The following is a 17,927-nucleotide window of genomic DNA, read 5'->3' on the forward strand; positions in this document are numbered from 1 at the left end:
TTTTATTTAAGAACAGCAGGCTCTGCGCGATACGGTCGTTCGCCGCCATGTCTATTCCGAGGTGGCGCCTATACTTCTCTGGTTTCCAAGTTTTTTTAAGCCAATGTAAATCCTTGGTCATTGATGCCAACCAAAGCGATGGCTGCACTGGTGTCGGTAGGCGTAATCAATTTCGCGATTGCAACGCCTTTGGAATACATTTCCTCAGGTGAGTTGTAGTTGATTCCCTGTTCAATCGCACAATAAATACCGACTTTAACCTTATTATCTAATAGGTCTGCAACCCAGCCATAGTCCGTTTTTCCTTTAAAACTATGGGCTGAATTGAGGATTGTTTTGATCAAAGTGCCACGAGTTTGCGTACCGTCGACCAGCGACGTGGACCAGTAATTGAGTCCTTCAGCGTCGACTTCGGTTCTTCCCAAAACGTTTGAATAAATTATCTTGACGAAGTCGACATTGTCCATTGAGCTGGAATACCCGGTTAGTGCAGAAAATGTCGGGCTAATGGCCGCGGAATAAAATGACTTTCCTATTTCTTCGATTGATGTACCTTTGCGATTTTGGTCAATCCAATAACTCATACCATCGGCATCCGGTACACGATTAAAATAAGCAATATACAACTCAATAATTGTGTTAAGTGAAACGCTATCTATCGTTTTTGCATTTTCGCCGATTTTCAAATTAATCAGCATGTCGGAAAACTGCATGATCTCCATATTACTAAGTTGATCTGTTCCGTCGGTACTAAGTTTATCGCTCACCGTGAAAATCGCGCCTTGTTTAAGTATATTGTAATCCTTCCTTGTACCCGAATAGAAAGCGGTATCGGTACCTGCGCCGCCATTTAGCTGGTCATTGCCAGCATTGCCACGCAAGATATTATTCGCTGCATTTCCGAGCAGGCGATCGTCGCCCAAACCACCAATTGCATTTTCGATCGTGGTATTCGCACTTATCGCAAAACTGCCAGTACCGACTGATGACGCGCCTCCAGCCTGAAGATTGATGTTCACCGAAGATTCTGTGGCAGATGCGTTAATTGTGTCGATACCAGTATCGTCGGTCAAAATAAAGTCGATTGAATTAAACTCATTCGTCAGAATGTATTGTGAATCGAGTGATATAGCTGATCCCCAAGCTCGAATTGTCAAGCTGTTGTAGTTGGCGACAGATCCAGTGACCATATCGGTCAAAGTCAGAGTCCATGTTCCTGCGCTGGTTTCACCTAGAAAAGCGGTCGAACCTATCGTGAATGTATTTGGCCAAGCCGATTCTGGATTTTTCATATCGGGCGCGCCATCTACTAAGCCTCTGGTAAGAGGTTGATCGAATAGTGTAATCGTGGTGCCAGAGGGAGACGTAATAGTGGCTTTTAATTGGCTAGGGTTGTCAGCGGTGAGATTGAGATCAAATTCCATACGTTCGATTTTGATGTTACTACTTAAGGTCGCTGACACCATTAACCCAGACGAACTATCATCTGGTATCGCACTGGTGGCGTTAGCTGAAACACCTTCTGCGACTTTCCAATTCTCATAAGTGCCAGCAGCTTGTCCCCAAGACTCGGCAAGACGCGTAGCTGCAGAGACGTCAATTAATCCATAACCAAAGTCTCGCGAAAAATGCATGCCGCCGAAATTCCAATACCCCCCCTCAGTTTTCACCCAACTTGGATTATCCTCGTCGACCTTGCGCGCAGTCATTGCCAAGATGGTGGAAACGTCTCGAAAACCTAAACCGGGATTCGCTTGAAGTATCAGTGCTGCAGCACCACCGACCATAGGCCCCGAATACGAAGTACCTTGGTTCTGAAACGCGTAGTCACCCTCGGCGCCTGCTGTCGTGTTGTAACCCCCACTACCTTGTATGTCAGCGGACATAATGCCATATCCAATATTGATCGGCTGCTCTTGAGTTGCAACGCCTCCCGGCGCGCTCACAAGTAGGCTAGCTCCTGGTGTCGAGTATGGCGTTGGCTTCCCATTTTCATCGATCGCACCGACAGCAATAGTAAGTTTGTTGTTAGTGAAATTAGATAAACCAACATCCGCTTTATTGGCCCTCTCATTGCCCCCCGACACCTCAATAATCATACCTAGACCGTTACGTGCTTCATTTGCGGCTCTAATCAGGGCGGCGCCCCAGGCGATATCTTCCGCACTTCCAGAAACACCAAAATTCTCTGCAAATGCTGGATCCTTGCCCCAGGAATTAACACTGACACTGGCACCGGCGGCAAGGTTGGCAAGAAAAAGCTTGGCTGTGTCAACTCCATCAGCAACCGCTAAGCCAGGAATTATCTTGGCATCATAGGCGACTCCGATGCCTCCGATACCGTCGTTCGCCGCCATGCCTATGATGGAACCGACCACGGTGCCGTGTGCGCTATCAGCTTTTTCGAATCCCATCCCTACGGTGAGCCGCACGCCATCATACGTAAGATCAGTAAGCAGGTTAGTCGATAAGGCTGGATGGGTAAGATCCATGCCATCGTCATTGACCGAAATTAGGACTCCCTTACCTGTGAACTTTTCCCATGCAGACAATATATTAATATCGATTCTTGAATTACCACCGCGCTGCCCAGTGTTCGAAAGGTACCACTGTGTTACGAAGAGTGGGTCGTCATATGATTTTGGCATGATTTTCTCCTGAGTTAAAAGAAATCTAAATTCGGTCGGGTATTTACAGAGCCGCAAGAGCAAAAAGAATTGAGTGTTAACGGAAAAAACAGAGGAAGGTTTTTAACTACAAACGAGACGAAACTAGAAAAGAAAAAATCATACAAAGTGTGTGCAAAATAGTAGCCTACGCAGCGCAATTTACGCAATTCGCGCAGCAGAATCTAGAAACTATTTTTCGATCTGTGGTTGAAATAGGACTCTTAGGCAAAATGTTTTCGAAATAGCAGCGTTGGCGATCAAACGTGATCATTCATTTTAAATATTCTGTGTATCTTCGGTTTCAACTCGAAACTTGATTCAATGAGCGAATGGGCGAGGTGGAATCGACCTGCAGCGACTTCGAAATAGATTTGCGTCAAATCTATTTTTTTTGAGATGATGTCAGGCGTGGTGCACGGTTGGCCATTTAAAGTTACCAGAATTGGCATAGATGCTTGATTCAATTTGACATAATATAAATTATGCGAAAATATTTATGAAATCCTGCTTGGCGTTTAATTCAATGTTTAATTCAAACTCAATCGAAGCCCCCCCGAAATCTCCAGAAAAAGCAATTTGTAATGAGCCAGCAATTGTCAGTCTCGATCTCTCACTTTCAAAAATCACAGCCTTTTTCGCTTCAATACAACGACACGCGATTTGTACTTAGTCAGCACGGCAATAAAATCGGATGACTCTCACAGCTTGAGTTCACTGCCATCAATTAAATTGCATTTCTTGACTCACATTTGAATTGAAAAATGGAAAATATTTGTTTTCGTATTTATCTCACCACACGTAGATATTCAGAAAACCAAATAAAATTCCGAAAATTCATTTGAAATTCAATGATTTAGCGAATTAAATATGATTTTTTTAAGAAATATTTTTTAGCTACACTTATCTACACTTTGTTACACTTCAATGACAATTTGAAGCCCAAATAGAAATGAATGAATTGGGACACAGCGAGAGCGATGGGAAAAATCGACGGTCACAAGCCGAAGAATTAAACAAAAAGAAAATTCTACTTTAAGTTTAATACGATGCTGGAGCAATTTTAAACTCCACTGTTGTTGACTCCCCCGCTGCTCATAACTTTTCAATAATGGGAGACAGTAAATGGTAGTGAATCATAAGCAAATGTTGCGTCCAGCTTTAATGGCCTTATTAATTGCCAGTGCTTTTAACGCACAAGCTGGAAATCGTGAAGTCCTTGGAACTGCGCCAGGCAATTCGGCTGCTCACTTACAAGCAGGCCTGAACGCTTCGGAATTAAAAGCAGAGCGCAGCATGAAATACGACAACGGCCTAACGGTTGTACGTCACGTGCAAATGCACAAAGGTGTTCCAGTCTGGAACGAAGCAGTTATCGAACACGTCGAAAAAAATGGCAAACGTTCCTTACGCGGTGCCGTAATGCGCAACTTGCATCAAAATTTACCTAGTGTAAAACCGATTTTTTCAGCAGCAGATGCTTTAATTCAAGCTAAAACAAAAGCCCAAATTTTCGAAACAGAAAATGATCAGGCGACGCTGTACGTGAAAATGAACGAAAGTGGCAACCCACACCTCGTATATGTCGTGTCTTTCAATGCGACCAATACTGAAGAAGCGCGTCGTCCATTCTTTATGCTTGATGCCAATACTGGCGTCGTGGTGCAGCAATGGGAAGGCATCACTAATGCGAATGGCACAGGACCTGGCGGCAATACAAAAACAGGTCAATATGAGTACGGCGTCAATTATGGCAATCTCAATGTAACCCAAGTTGGTTCAACCTGTACTTTGGACAATACCAATGTCGCGACGTACAACATGAATTCGATGACAAAGACGCCAAGGACACCACACAGTTTCACCTGCCCAAGAAATACAGTCAAAGCGATCAATGGTGCGTTTGCTCCTATGAACGACGCTCACTATTTTGGCGGCGTGGTATTTAATATGTACCAAACTTGGCTAGGCGTACGCCCTATTAGTCAAAAATTATTAATGAAAGTGCATTACAAACGTGCTTATGAAAATGCGTTCTGGGATGGCACTGCAATGTATTTTGGTGATGGCGCAACAACATTCCACCCATTGGTCTCATTAGATGTAACTTCACACGAAGTGAGCCATGGTTTCACTGAGCAAAATTCTGGATTGGTATACTCCGGGATGTCCGGCGGTATGAATGAAGCTTTCTCAGATATGGCCGGTGAAGCTGCCGAATTCTTTATGAAGGGTTCAAATGACTTTAAAGTTGGTGCAGAGATCTACAAAGCGGCCGGCGCTTTGCGTTATATGAACAATCCGCCGCAAGATGGCCGCTCTATCGATAACGCTGCTAACTTCACGAGTACTTTGGACGTGCATTACTCCAGCGGCGTCTATAACAAAGCATTTTATTTGTTGGCCACAAAAACCGGCTGGAATGTACAGAAAGCATTCCAAGTGATGGCAGATGCGAATCGTTTGTATTGGACCGCCTCTAGTACATTTAATCAAGGCGCCTGCGGTGTTGAAACTGCGGCAGTGAATCGTGGTTATGTAAAAGCGGATGTGACAGCGGCGTTTTCAGCTGTAGGCGTCACGTGCACGCCATAAACAACTAGTTTTATACGCAGTACCATGTGTTAATAGCGCTTGGGGGTGACCCTAAGCGCTTTTTTTAGCTTCAAACAAGACACAAAATTATGTTTCAATAATAAATTAAGCTATCCCACAAACAATATCTCATATGCCAATTTGATCGGCCTATTTTAAATGGTAGTAAGCAGCATTCAAGAAAGCGGCAATATTGAGTTCGTCTTCCGGGAAAAAGCCCGAATTCAACTGAGAATTACAGACCTCGATCTGCGAAATTAATTTTTCTTGTGTCTTTACCTTACGATCAGGTCGGGTATAAAAATCTTTTTCATTCAAACCCGTGCGCTGTTGATGACAGGCGCTGCAGTTATTTTCTGTATGCAGCGCTTTACCAGCTAGCGTATCTGCTTTGGCAAAAAGTCGTTCTTGCGCGTCCGTTTGCAAACTAAACTGTAACAACAAAGCAGATACAGCGATGGTAAAAATCCATAAGGTTTTCATATGCGGACTCCTGCCCGGTATCTGATTGCAACGGGATTACATATTTTCCTTCTTAAGGCTTCAGATAAGCAAAACCTTCCCTTATCTGTAAGCGCGCAACTTCTGCCACGCCTGAAGGCACGATTGTGGTTTCGGCCAAGAGTTTTGATTTGTCGATGTTCCGACTCACCAGAGTATTGTTGCAGACACGGAACTCGACTTTGCGTGCGGCTAACTCTTGCACGGCAATTTCGTAAGGATTGCCATTTTTGTCGGCAGCACCCTCGAGTAAGAAATCAATGCCAGGGCCGTGGGTGACGAACACAATTTTTGCTTGTGGGCTTTGATCCAAATGATTTCGTGCATTGCGTAATGCCGCTGCCGCGTTAGCGCTATCGCTCACGTGATAGATGACTTTTTCCTCACGCTCAGCAGCAAATGCGGTCATGGCGAGCAGGCATAACAAGGTAGCGCTCAGCCATTTTGTAAAGTATTTCATGTTGACTCCTGGTTGATTAGTTAAAAATTATTTTGACGCGATACACCTTTTATCGGACTTCCGACTGTCACATAAAGCTCGCTTCATTTGCGCTCTAAGCTCTCTTTTTCCATCAGAATATAGGTGCCAAAAGCATTTAATCGATTGGCTGCTTTAAAGGCGGGCAGGTTTTCAAATCGCGACCAGTCGGTTTGTTGATAGGCTTCTTCAAATCCGATTAATTCTTGCACCGCATTTCCCATTTTTTCTCGCAAAAATTCTAAATAGGTTTTGGTTAATTGCATATCCTCGATGGTATTGGTGGAATATTTCCCATGACCAGGCACGACTACCGCGGGTTTGACATCGAGTAAGCGATCTAAGGTTTTGAGCCAGACCCGACTATCGGCATTACCAACAAAAGGAATGCGACCTGAAAAATAAATATCACCGGCGAAAAGGACTTTTTCATTTTCAACAAATAACAAAACATCTTCTGATGAATGTGCACCACTACTGTCTATGATTTGAAAATTCATACCTCCGAGTTTGAACGAATATGGCTTTTTGTCAGAAAAACTTAACCAGACATCGGCAGGCAAGACCTTAGTTTGGTCGTCGACCCAGGGAAATAGCTCAGCCTTTCGCTGTTCCAGTCTCTGCTGTGCCAACTCAGAAGTTAAATAGAGTTTACCGCCCTCATGCGCTATCAGCTCGGCGCCCACTTTCTTAAATGCTTGTAAGCCATAAATATGATCAGCATGATAGTGTCCGATGATGACTTTTTTTATTGGTTGCGATGTGATTTTTTTTATTGCTGCGATCATGGCGTCACCAAGCACCGGAGTCGCTAAAGCATCGTACACCACAACGCCAGCCTTGGTGATGACAAAACCAGCATTTGACATGTAGCCTTGATTGGCGGCACTGGCTACGCCCGATTCTCCCTGAAAATAATAGACATGCGGCGAGACCTTGATTGCTGTCAGTTGTCTCGCTGACGACATACCTTGCGCGCTCGCGCAGCTAGAAACTAGCCACAGACTCAGCATTGCACCAAGTAGGACGAATTTATTTTGCAATCTCATAATCAGGTTTTCTACGCTAAGTAGGGCGTGGTTTTACATTCAAGTTTCGCATTCAAATAATCAATCAAGCTATGCAGCGCTCTTGCTCGCCATTTCTATCCTTTGATCTAGATAGAAACCATAAAACCCTGATTGATTTAGGCCAATTAATGGTTCTGCCAAGACACGCAATTGATGGTCAATGAACACCACAGTTGGGAAAAAATTGACCTTTAATAGTTTGAGTAAATCACTAACAGCTATTAACCTTCCATCGCTGCCTATCAATGTTTTGACAAGGTCTGATTGCAGCTCCCGTATGACTAGTTTATTCTCACTTACGGTGCGCGCCAAAGGTGACAAATAATTTGTTCTGACTTCGTGACAAAAATGGCAGTCAGAACGTGAAAGTAGTAAAACAAGTGGAATCTTAAACTTATCAATATGCGCCAGTTCTTTACTTAAATCACTTAATTCCGCGACCTTTTTTTCCTGCATCATAGTCCGTGCACGATTTAATTGAGATCAATTGCATCTTGAATCGCCGCAATGCCCGCCTTGGCACACTCATCGTCCATATCCCCGCCCGGCGCGCCAGATACTCCAATGCCACCTATGATGCTGCCCGATTCTTGTATCACCAAGCCACCGCCTATCATCGCTACATTTGGCAATGCCCGGATACCGCTGCTGGCTTGATTATAAGCGGTGACTTTGGACAACTCCGTCGTAGAATTCTTAAAACTAACGGCTGTCCATGCTTTACGAGTGGCAGTATCGGGTGTGTGCATGCCAGCTAAATTATCGCGCAAAGTGACTAACACTATCCCGGCTCGATCTACTACCGTGACAGCGACCATCGCACCACGCCCTTGACATGCTTTCAATGCTGCATTGGCCGCGACTTGCGCCGCCTCCAAGCTTAAGCTGGTGATCTTTGTCGTTGCTTTGAGATCGCTGGCGGCGTAAGTCGATGTTGACAATGCCGTCAAACTCAAAGCCAAAGCAGCTGTGCCTAAAGTCATACCCGAGGCGATTGATGATGTAGGTATTTTCATTTGGACATCCCCGGATTGGCTTCCATGCCTATAATTTTTGGTTGATTTAATTGTCTGGTTTTAATGATCTTGTGTGACTTGAAATAGGTTTCCATCACATCCCAAATCGGCTCACCTGTGACACTTTCCGCCACCGGCGCCCAGCTCGCGACTTTATAGGTTTTATTGGCTTCTATCGCTTTGCCATTCAACATCATATTGTTGATACGTGCACCGGCTTTTGCATTCGGCGTGCACGAATATTGCAGGCCTCCGACACGCACCATATCGCCCCCTTGTTGGAAATAAGGATCGGGATTAAACAAGTTGTCGCAGACATCTTCTAATACTGTTTTAATCGTTTCACCTGTCATATTAGTCAGTGTGGTCGAAGGGTAAGTAATCGCGACCTGGTCCATCAAATGTTCACGGGTAATCATCTGTCCCGGTAAGATTGTGGTGCCCCAACGGAAGCCTGGCGAGAAGGCAATCTCAGCGCCCTTCACTTCCATCAAAGCATCAACGATGAGCTGATCCCACGAACCGTTGAAATTGCCACGACGATATAGCATGCCTTCGCTGACCGCGAGTTTTTCTTCTAACTTTTCTTTATAGGGGGCACGAACTTTAGTAATCAAAGCCTGCATGTCTTTGTCTGCCGGCAGCAAGTTGGAAAACACAGGTAACAAACGATATTTAAATCCCTGAACTTTGCCATGACGAACATCGAGATCTAACACACCTAAAAATTTGCCATTGGAACCAGCATTTGTCACCAGTGTCTGCCCTTTTGCATTGTGCACGACACTAGGCACGGGAATGCCATCATGCGTGTGGCCGCCCATAATTGCGTCGATGCCAGTAACGCGTGAGGCCATTTTTAAATCGACATCCATGCCATTATGCGACAGCACAATCACGGCCTGCGCGCCTTTTTGACGGGCTTCATCGACCATTTTTTGCATGTTTTCATCTTGTATGCCAAACGACCAGTCCGGCACCATATAACGAGGATTGGCTATCGGTGTATAAGGAAATGCCTGACCTATGATGGCGACTGGTACGCCATTCATCTCACGGATGACATAGGGCTCAAAAACCTGATCGCCAAAATCCGTGGTCTTAACATTTTGCGCAAGAAAGCTAATCTGTCCTTTAAAATCTTTATCGATAATTTCTTTCACACGTTCAGCGCCCAGCGTAAATTCCCAATGCGGGCTCATCAGATTCACGCCCAATAATTTACAGGCATCGACCATATCTTGACCCTTGGTCCACAGCGCGATCGCCGAACCTTGCCAGGTATCGCCACCATCTAATAACAAAGCATTCGGGCGACTGGCACGTACCTGTTTAATCAGTGTTGCCAAATGCGCGAAACCACCGACTTTGCCGTAAGTTTTGGCAGCGCGCTCAAAATCCAAATAAGTAAAAGCATGAGCCTGCGCTGTATGCGCTTTGATGCCGAATTGTTTCAATAAATGTTCGCCGACCAAGTGGGGCGCTTTGCCCAAGGCGCCCGCCACACCCAGATTTACATTAGGCTCGCGAAAATAAATAGGCATTAGTTGTGCATGACAATCCGTGAAATGCATCACGCTCACATTACCGAATTTTGGCAAGTCATAGATGCGCTCATTTGCACCGGGCTGCGCTGCCAAGACATCTTCACTACCAATCGCCATACCGCCAGCACTGGCAACCGCTAAAACCTGCAAAAATTCACGACGACTAATGCTCATGTTAATACCTTTTACTTTGCTAAATGCGATAAAACACCGGCTGAACCGGTTTACCAGCTCAGCTTATTTTTGTCTTTTTTTCAGCCTTTGTTAACTAACGGTACGCTTTAGTTGCTTATCTAGTTTATATAGCTCACGTACTTAATTTCTTATTGGTTGATCGGTGATTTTGGATCGAGCAGCAATGCCATAACATCCTTCATTTGTTGTTCGTTCAGAATACCGCTGGCACCGTAACGTGGCATGACAGAACAGGCATTGTAGGCATGGGAGCTAAACAGTTTTCCCCAAGTATATTTCACTATATCTTCGGTTGGGCCGCCACGAATTTTGCCGTATTCTGCGAGGCTAGGCCCAATGTTGCCGTAGGCGATTTCTGCTTTTGAAATTTGATGGCAGGCGTAGCAATTGCCGCCGTTGACGGTTTTATTGTCGTCAGAAAATTGCAAGCCGCGACCATTTTGTGCGATTTTTTCGCCCTCTTTCCAATCACCTAAATATTTACCGTCAGCAGGAAATTTAACTGCATCAAGTTCTGCTTTTTCTAATTTGGCACGCAACTCAGTTGGCATTTCTTTTTGAGCATATTCGGAACAATTTTTTTGCAAATCGGATTGATCCAGTCTATCTAACTTCGCAATACCTTTCTCGGCAAAGGACGCTTTGAATGCAGCTAAATCTTGTTCTGCATTAGGCATAGTCATAACAGTGGCGCAGGCACTGACCAAAATAGTGACGCTAGCTAGGGCAGTAATTTTGTATTTTGTTTTCATAATTATTCTCTCTGATTTTCGATTTAGGAAAATACGATTTTGTCGATTAGCGTTTTAAAGCTGGTGCATCCATGGTTCCATCTTTTGCCATCACACCTAAAAAGGTGATCAAGTCCACAGAGGTCAGAGAGCCGTATTTCAAATCAGGAAAACGTTGTTGGCGAAAACAATCATTTAGACGCCATTGCATGGTTCTTACCGCGCCTTGGCTCACACGGTAGGCGGGCCAGGTCGCGAAGGCTTTTTGTGCTTGTGCACTATTAAGTAGATTCGGCAAATCCTGTAGACGAATTCGTTTTTCATCTGAGGAATGACATGAAGCACAATTGAAATCGAATGGACCGCCACGATAGAAGAAGGCTTTTTGACCGCGCGCAAAAGCTTCTTTTTCTTTAGGATGATTTTGTGGCACATTGATTTTGCTACCACGAGATTCTGCAACCGCGTAGGAGGTTAATGCCTCTAAATCTGTCGCCCGATCTCCTTGTGAAGAAAACGGTTTTTTGATGACGTCTTCGCGTTTAAATCCTTGTAAGCTCACCATGCAATGCACCAGGCGTGATTCAAAATCCATAACAGTATCGACATCTTTAAAATAGCGCGGCATTTCGGCATATACGCCTTTTATTACGCCCGGTCCTTTACCAAAATCACATTGTTCTAAACTGCTGTTCTTGGGGCCACGTTTCGTCTTCCACAAAACTTCGCCCTGCCCTTCAACCAATTCAGCCGGATTACCGTCCGCCAGCATCGCCCGGTATTTAGCAATTTCATCTGAAGTGGATTGTGCAAGTACGACGCTTGACGTTAGCTGGCATACGGCCAAAAAACATAGATAAATGTAGGATTTTTTCATACTTGTCTCGTTTGTATTTTATGTTTAAGTGATGAACAAAGAAAAAACTAGCTTACATCGACTTCCATCAAAAAGATGAAATTGATTAGGCTAAAAAACTTAAGCGATTGTCGCTTCATCTGTACGTGAATCCCCCTTATTATCGACCCAGTTAAGCTGAACTTTTTCACCTTTTGCGCCGCCTTTAAATTTAAAAGCGAGATAGGGATTTTGAGAAACGGATTGTCCCCACAAACATTGCAGCACGACTTTACCACCTGAGGTCGCTTTCACTTCTTTAATAAAATGCGCGGGTACGAGATTGCCTTGTGAATCTTTGCGCATACCGCCTTCCATTGGGTGCGCCATTAGCACCTTAACTTCTGTCACGCCGTTATTATGATTCGCGCGAATTTTCATTGGATCTGCCATGCTGTTCTCCTTATTACTAGATTTTTTTTGCACAAACCTGTGCATGTTCATTGATTGACCTATGTCATCAGTGTGGCTGTCTCAGCTACACGTGAGCCCCACAACTTAGCCGCCGCAGCCACCTAGGGTCACTTTAGTTTCTTTTGTCGCACTGTATAGTTTTCCACCTGCTTTGACTACGACTAAAACATTGGTACTTTGCCCCATTTTTAGACGAGTCTGCACCATGCTCTCGGTATCGGCTGGAATCATAAATACGGCTGCCAGAGGATTAGGATTTTTTTCTACAAAGATGAAAATCTCTTCAGTATTGGGAATCGTACTGGTCACCGTCACAGGTACTACTGCACCGTTTTCTGCGATGTCAGGCGAAGTGATCGCTATGTCTTTACTATCGACTGCGGTACCACCGAGTGCTTTTAAGGCATCAGGCAAATTTTTTGCATCAAATCCGGAACGCACATCGGCTGCAATGGCTTGTTGAGTGTTGATCACGCCTGCAGCAAGCAAGATACCAAACGCGCTTGCTGACTTTAATAGGGAACGACGGCTTGTATTCATAATGTCTCCTTCATTTGTAGACGAAAATCGGAATTATTCTGAGAATTCCATGTTAATTAGATCAATAATAAATTGCATCTTTGTGGCTAAGCTTAAGCGAAAATGGACTCACTATAAACCTACTTTGCGCCAGCCGCCAGCCATGATGCAATAGCCTTTGCTTCTACGTCTTTCAGTTGTGCTTGCGGTGGCATAGGAATGCCGCCCCATACACCGGAACCACCTGTTTTGATTTTAGTTGTCAGGTAAATTTCAACATCGGCTTTGGCTTTATATTTGACCGCGATTTCATTAAAGCCCGGGCCGACGATCTTATTCTTCATTCCATGACAAGCGATGCAAGAATTCTTGGCGAGTAAGGCTTTAATATCGACTGTAGCTACTTCTATTGCTGGCTTATTGTCTTTGCTATCCTTGTTAGTTTGCGGTGTATTACCAGGCATCACAGGATTGTTTGCATTCGCACTTAGGTTTGATGACTTTGCACTGGCATTTATTTCACTGCCTGAAAGCGCTGCAGCTGCCGGCTTGGTGGTATCGGCACCGCGGACACCACCTATGCTGCGATTTTGTTCCAACAAATTTCCATGTGCATTGCGAGCAAAGTCTGGAAGACTGGAGCTGACTTCTTCCACTTTACAGTTTTTCATGCAGGCGATATTTTGTACATCCGGTTTCCCCTTGGTATCCCACAGTCCATCAAAACGTACCAGTCCATTGCGATTCGGTAGTTTTTCCTGAACTTGGCGAATATTCTCATCTGACAAAGTAAAATCAGAAGGAACGACTGCACTTAAGTTTAAGATGTAAGCCACTACCGCATAGACTTCATCTGGTTTTAGGGACTTAGGCGCGGTCCAAGGCATTGCACGATTAATGTAATCCCACATGGTCGATAGTTTGGCCAATTTCATCATCGTGGTTTTTTGCGCTACGCCACCTTTGGCATTAGCAGCTACAAAACCATTCTTAATATCCTCGGCGGTTGTACCACCGACCAAGGGAGGAAATACTTCATTTAATTCACCAAACGAACCATGGCAGCTCGCGCATTTAGCTTCCCAGATTTGTTCGCCTTGTGCTACTGAGCCCTTACCTTTTGGCAGTCCTTTGAAGTCGCCGCGAACATCGATGTCCCAGGCTCTTACTTCTGCTGGCGTGGCTTTACGGCCTATATTGCTCCATGGTTTTTCTTGCGATAAGACGGTCGATGCACTTATGACAAACAGAGCGGCGAACATGAATTTCATTATGCTAGTTTTTTGCATCAGGCCACCTGCACATTAGAAACTTCGCCATTGCTGGAGACTTTCCAGGATTGAATAGCGTTATTGTGATAAATCGATTTTGTACCGCGTACCGCCCGCAATTGATTTAGTTTGGGTTGCACATAACCGGTTTCATCTATCGCCCGACTTTGTAAGATGCTTGCTGAACCATCCCAAACCCAATCGATATTAAAGCGCGTCAGTGCTTTGCTAAGGATAGGCGTTTCTAGTCTGGCAGTGCGCCAATTGCGACCGCCATCGACGCTGACATCTACACGTTTTATTTTGCCACGGCCTGACCATGCCAGTCCCGTGATGTTGTAGAACCCCTTATCCAATAAGGTTTGACCGCCGGAAGGCGTCGTAATTACGCTTTTGCATTCCTGTATCGAGGTGTATTGACGGTGCATACCATCCGGCATCATATCGATGTAGTGTATGGTTTCATCCTTGGTATCGTAGCGCTCATCACCGACTTCAATACGACGTAAATATTTTACCCAACTGACCCCTTGCACGCCTGGCACAACTAAGCGTAAAGGGTAACCATTTTCAGGTCGCAGCATTTCACCATTCATTGCCCACGCGACCAGCACATCATCCATTGCTCTATCTATGCTGATCGTGCGCGTCATACTGGAACCATCCGCGCCTTCGGCCAAGACATATTTGCCCTTCTTTTTATCGTAACCACACATGTCTAATAAAGTCGATAGCAAGACGCCGGTAAACTCTGAGCAACTCAACATGCCATGCGTGTACTGCACTGTAGGCAAGGCCACATTTCCCCACTCCGCGCCAGTATTGGCACCGCATTCGATAAAGTGGATACGCGACACGCTAGGCAAGCGCATCAGGTCGTCCATCGTGAACACTCGTTCTTCTTTGACCAAGCCATTGATCATTAATCGATGTCCACTAGGGTCAATGTCATGCCAACCTTGGTGATGGCGCTCAAAGTGCAAACCGCTGGGAGTAATAATGCCGAATAAACCTTGCAAAGGCGTGAAGCTCACTGATGCCTGGGACACGCGCGTCAAGCCTGGGCTCTCACGACGTTGCAGATTTTTTTCCCATTGTGATGGCATACCGTAACCAGTTGATGCAACTGGTTGCCCCAAGCTAGTACTGTGTAAAGGCAATTTAAGAATGGCGTCGTCGTCAAAGTTACCTGCAACGGCAGCACCAGCAGACGCCACGCCTGCGCCCATTGCTAAAGCCTTTCCCATGAAGTTACGACGCGCCTTACGGGCCTCCTCCACACTTGCATCGTTAAGAAATCCTTCTGGTGCTTTTACGATGCGACCTATGATTTTTCTTAGCTCATTCGACACCAGATATCCCTCCCATAAACCGAATTCAATAAAGCGATTAATTCGCTACATGCGCATATAATCATACTTACACCCAAAAATCACAAGGGGTTTTGGTTCCGCATCGCAACAAATCTTCCCAATTTGTTGCTTGATGTTCATTTTTAGGGTGAAACTTTCCAAATAAGCAAATGGCGATATGGTATCCGAAGAGTAAAAAGCGGCATTTAATTAAAAGCCAACACAGGCAAAAAGAGAAATTTCTGAAAGTCTATTCCTACTGTTCGCCAGCCACCTCAAGCAAATTGCTTGATTTTAGTCGCCATATGGCGGCTTACTTACCCGGGTGAATTACCGTTATGGAGAAGGACGATTTTTTTAGGATGTACAAGCTGAACATGGATATGATGATCAAAATGGGCAGAAAACTGACCCGTGATCTTGCAGTCGATGCGATAAAAGGCAGAGACACCATATGGAAATTGATGAAAAAAGGAGCGCAAGAGAGTTTTTGGCGCTGCAAAATACCCTGCTTTAAGAACCATGCTCAACGGCAAATGCAGGTGACTTGAGCGTCGCCCAAAAATTTCAGAAAAGCACGGTCAATTCAATTTGGCAAAGCGGTAAATGTCAGCACTCTTCACCAAACAACTACTTTACATTCATCAGGCTCGCATCAAGTCCTAAGCGTTCAGAGATCTCGCCACAAACGGTTTGACACATACTTAGTGTTTTTTGATCATCAATACGGTAGAAGACCTGAGTCCCCTCTTTTCTCCGCGCTAAAATTTTACCCCGATAGAGCAGATTAATCTGGCGCGACACATTGGCCTGGGTAGAGTCAACCGCAATCACAATTTCTCCTACGGACTTTTCACCTTGACAGACAGAATTCAATATTTTCAGTCTTGTAGGCTCACACAATAAAGAAAAATAATTCGCAACTTCCTCGAATAATTCTTCTGTCTGTTCTTTACGTAAATTTTCGTTCACGGCTCAAAAATCACTTTATAGTTAATTAAGGATGGAGTTAATTATAAATTGAAGCTCGCTGTCTTCAATACATTTTTGTGCAGCCCACTTATTTATTATCAAAATTCTCTTCAAATCTTGTAGCAACAATCAAAACCATGAACCGCTACTCCTTTTAGCTGAATGAACTTTATGCGAAATTGAGGCTCGAAGCTTGCTAAACACGATCAGCCCTTGACGGTATAAAGGGTTAAAACCAATAAAAATTCAGGAGTTTTAATGAAAAAAATTTATTTCCCGCTATCTCTTGGCTTGATACTCAGTGCCAGCCTTAGCATGAGTGCCAGCGCTCAAGTGGCGGAAACGCCCAAAATGATTCAACAAGTCTCACCAGTCGTGATCTCATCGCCAGCTGCACGGGCTGCAGATGTGCAATCTATTGATGGCATAGTAGCTGCATTATATGACGTGATTTCGGGTGGTATTGGTCAAGCTCGCGACTGGAATCGTATGAGGTCCTTGTTTATTCCAGAAGCTCGCATCATGGCAATTGGCCCAAAGCGTGACAGCAAAGATCTAGCTTTGAGAATTCTAAGTGTCAGCGACTATATTGCTAACTCGGGCCCGATCTTGATTGAGACCGGTTTTAGGGAGAAAGAAATCAGTCGAAAAACTGAACAATGGGGTGAATTGGCGCAAGTCTTTACCACTTACGAAACGGTGATGGATAAAGACAAAGCTGTGAAACGCGGTATCAACAGTGTACAACTTATGCACGATGGCACACGCTGGTGGATTATTTCTTTATTGTTTGAAGCAGAACGCCCTAATCTGACTTTGCCAGATAACTATTTAAAGTAAAGCCAAGTTTAATCAACAGAAATAAAAAAAGAGCTGGTGTTTTTAGTCACCATCTCTTTTGTTTATCTTATCGTCGTGTCGTGATTAGGTAGCGCGAACTGCTAAAAAATACTTAACTTAACTCTTACAAGCACTGATCAAAATTCGACCAACTATGCAGCCGCAGAATCGCTAGTATCCGTTGCTTCCGTTGCAGTATCGGATCCGGACTCTAACTCCTCAGCCTCGCCTCCAGGACCACGCTCGGCACGGTTCTTTAGCTTTTCTTCCTTCTTGCGCTTCTTCGCCAATTCTTTTTGACGTTTTTCGTATCCGTAATTTGGTGTGGCCACAATATTCTTTCAGTTTTTTCAATACTGTACCACAGTGAGAGGCTGATGCTTTACTTTCGTTCGCAATCCTTTCGCCGAGAGCTAACTTACATCGCAGCATCATAAAAATCCAGTATGCACTCACAGTCCTAGAAATAAATTGCCCTCCCTAAAAAATCACCATCTAGCTTTGGATAAAATCACTAACCACTTACGAAATAATAAGACTTCCAAATGACCGGCTTGTATCCCTGTTGAGCACTCAATGACGGGATTTACGCGATAATGACGATTTCTAAAGTCTTTACAAACGAAAATTTCACGACGACCAAAACGCATCAAAAACGCGCTTGGCGAAAATTGCACTGTAAAACGTGTATCAAAAGATTGTTCTAAGTTGGTCATTTTGAAATCTCCATGAGTATGATGTCGATCTAGCCGGCTGTAACTTTTAATGAAATGCTGTATGCGCATCCAGTAGTTAGTAATGTAAATCAAAAATACTGTGCATGCAATCAGTATTTTTGATTTGTTTTACCGCCGTTGTTTCTAAT

The 17,927-nt window shown here is 44.4% G+C and carries 18 protein-coding genes; 2 read left to right on the forward strand and 16 right to left on the reverse strand.

All coding sequences use genetic code 11. The features are described from left to right. Positions 1–95: 95 nt before the first annotated feature. Entirely contained in the window at positions 96–2,648 is a 2,553-nt protein-coding gene (locus AC1RR2_RS01055; protein WP_493220444.1) for a S8 family serine peptidase, read from the reverse strand. Between the two features lie 1,143 nt (positions 2,649–3,791). On the opposite strand from AC1RR2_RS01055, the gene AC1RR2_RS01060 reads away from it, so the two are divergent. After that, complete coding sequence (locus AC1RR2_RS01060) at positions 3,792–5,261, forward strand: M4 family metallopeptidase (RefSeq protein WP_493220445.1); 1,470 nt, start codon at positions 3,792–3,794, stop codon at positions 5,259–5,261. A gap of 150 nt (positions 5,262–5,411) precedes the next feature. On the opposite strand, the gene AC1RR2_RS01065 is transcribed toward AC1RR2_RS01060, so the two are convergent. The 13 genes from AC1RR2_RS01065 to AC1RR2_RS01125 form a co-directional block, all read right to left on the reverse strand. Continuing rightward, positions 5,412–5,744 carry a hypothetical protein gene (locus tag AC1RR2_RS01065; protein ID WP_493220446.1) on the reverse strand — a complete coding sequence of 111 codons (333 nt, stop codon included), beginning with the start codon at positions 5,742–5,744 and terminating at the stop codon, positions 5,412–5,414. A gap of 52 nt (positions 5,745–5,796) precedes the next feature. Continuing rightward, complete coding sequence (locus AC1RR2_RS01070) at positions 5,797–6,222, reverse strand: DsrE family protein (RefSeq protein ID WP_493220447.1); 426 nt, start codon at positions 6,220–6,222, stop codon at positions 5,797–5,799. An 83-nt stretch (positions 6,223–6,305) separates the two neighbouring features. After that, positions 6,306–7,289 (reverse strand): MBL fold metallo-hydrolase, encoded by a 984-nt coding sequence (locus tag AC1RR2_RS01075; protein ID WP_493220448.1) that lies wholly within the window; start codon positions 7,287–7,289, stop codon positions 6,306–6,308. A gap of 69 nt (positions 7,290–7,358) precedes the next feature. Beyond that, positions 7,359–7,769, reverse strand: a complete 411-nt coding sequence (locus AC1RR2_RS01080) for a hypothetical protein (RefSeq protein ID WP_493220449.1) — start codon at positions 7,767–7,769, stop codon at positions 7,359–7,361. Positions 7,770–7,783: 14 nt separating this feature from the next. After that, positions 7,784–8,326 carry a GlcG/HbpS family heme-binding protein gene (locus tag AC1RR2_RS01085; RefSeq protein ID WP_493220450.1) on the reverse strand — a complete coding sequence of 181 codons (543 nt, stop codon included), beginning with the start codon at positions 8,324–8,326 and terminating at the stop codon, positions 7,784–7,786. Next, positions 8,323–10,047: a thiosulfohydrolase SoxB gene (gene soxB, locus AC1RR2_RS01090; protein ID WP_493220451.1), complete on the reverse strand. Its 1,725-nt coding sequence runs from the start codon at positions 10,045–10,047 to the stop codon at positions 8,323–8,325. Before soxB ends, AC1RR2_RS01085 begins: the two co-directional genes overlap by 4 nt. Before the next feature lie 149 nt (positions 10,048–10,196). Beyond that, on the reverse strand, positions 10,197–10,820 hold the full coding sequence (gene soxX / locus AC1RR2_RS01095) for a sulfur oxidation c-type cytochrome SoxX (RefSeq protein WP_493220452.1): 624 nt from the start codon (positions 10,818–10,820) through the stop codon (positions 10,197–10,199). A 46-nt stretch (positions 10,821–10,866) separates the two neighbouring features. Next, the gene (soxA, locus tag AC1RR2_RS01100) at positions 10,867–11,676 is read right to left on the reverse strand and encodes a sulfur oxidation c-type cytochrome SoxA (protein WP_493220453.1); all 810 of its coding nucleotides are present in this window, start codon (positions 11,674–11,676) and stop codon (positions 10,867–10,869) included. Between the two features lie 99 nt (positions 11,677–11,775). Then, entirely contained in the window at positions 11,776–12,087 is a 312-nt protein-coding gene (gene soxZ, locus AC1RR2_RS01105; protein ID WP_493220454.1) for a thiosulfate oxidation carrier complex protein SoxZ, read from the reverse strand. A 105-nt stretch (positions 12,088–12,192) separates the two neighbouring features. Then, entirely contained in the window at positions 12,193–12,648 is a 456-nt protein-coding gene (gene soxY / locus AC1RR2_RS01110) for a thiosulfate oxidation carrier protein SoxY (protein ID WP_493220455.1), read from the reverse strand. Between the two features lie 119 nt (positions 12,649–12,767). Further along, positions 12,768–13,898 carry a c-type cytochrome gene (locus AC1RR2_RS01115; protein WP_493220456.1) on the reverse strand — a complete coding sequence of 377 codons (1,131 nt, stop codon included), beginning with the start codon at positions 13,896–13,898 and terminating at the stop codon, positions 12,768–12,770. A 17-nt stretch (positions 13,899–13,915) separates the two neighbouring features. Beyond that, a complete protein-coding gene (soxC, locus tag AC1RR2_RS01120) occupies positions 13,916–15,250 on the reverse strand; it encodes a sulfite dehydrogenase (protein WP_493220457.1) in 1,335 nt (444 codons plus the stop codon). 630 nt (positions 15,251–15,880) lie between these two features. Further along, a complete protein-coding gene (locus tag AC1RR2_RS01125) occupies positions 15,881–16,222 on the reverse strand; it encodes an ArsR/SmtB family transcription factor (protein WP_493220458.1) in 342 nt (113 codons plus the stop codon). A 258-nt stretch (positions 16,223–16,480) separates the two neighbouring features. Here AC1RR2_RS01125 and AC1RR2_RS01130 point away from each other — a divergent pair, with 258 nt between their 5' ends. Beyond that, positions 16,481–17,062, forward strand: coding sequence for a hypothetical protein (locus AC1RR2_RS01130; RefSeq protein WP_493220459.1), 582 nt, complete (start codon positions 16,481–16,483; stop codon positions 17,060–17,062). 152 nt (positions 17,063–17,214) lie between these two features. Here the strand turns inward: AC1RR2_RS01130 and AC1RR2_RS01135 are convergent, their stop codons facing one another. Then, entirely contained in the window at positions 17,215–17,394 is a 180-nt protein-coding gene (locus AC1RR2_RS01135; protein WP_493220460.1) for a hypothetical protein, read from the reverse strand. Between the two features lie 156 nt (positions 17,395–17,550). Further along, positions 17,551–17,778 carry a hypothetical protein gene (locus tag AC1RR2_RS01140; RefSeq protein ID WP_493220461.1) on the reverse strand — a complete coding sequence of 76 codons (228 nt, stop codon included), beginning with the start codon at positions 17,776–17,778 and terminating at the stop codon, positions 17,551–17,553. Between the last annotated feature and the right edge of the window lie 149 nt (positions 17,779–17,927).

The organism is Undibacterium sp. GW821-FHT11H02 (genome assembly GCF_058808015.1).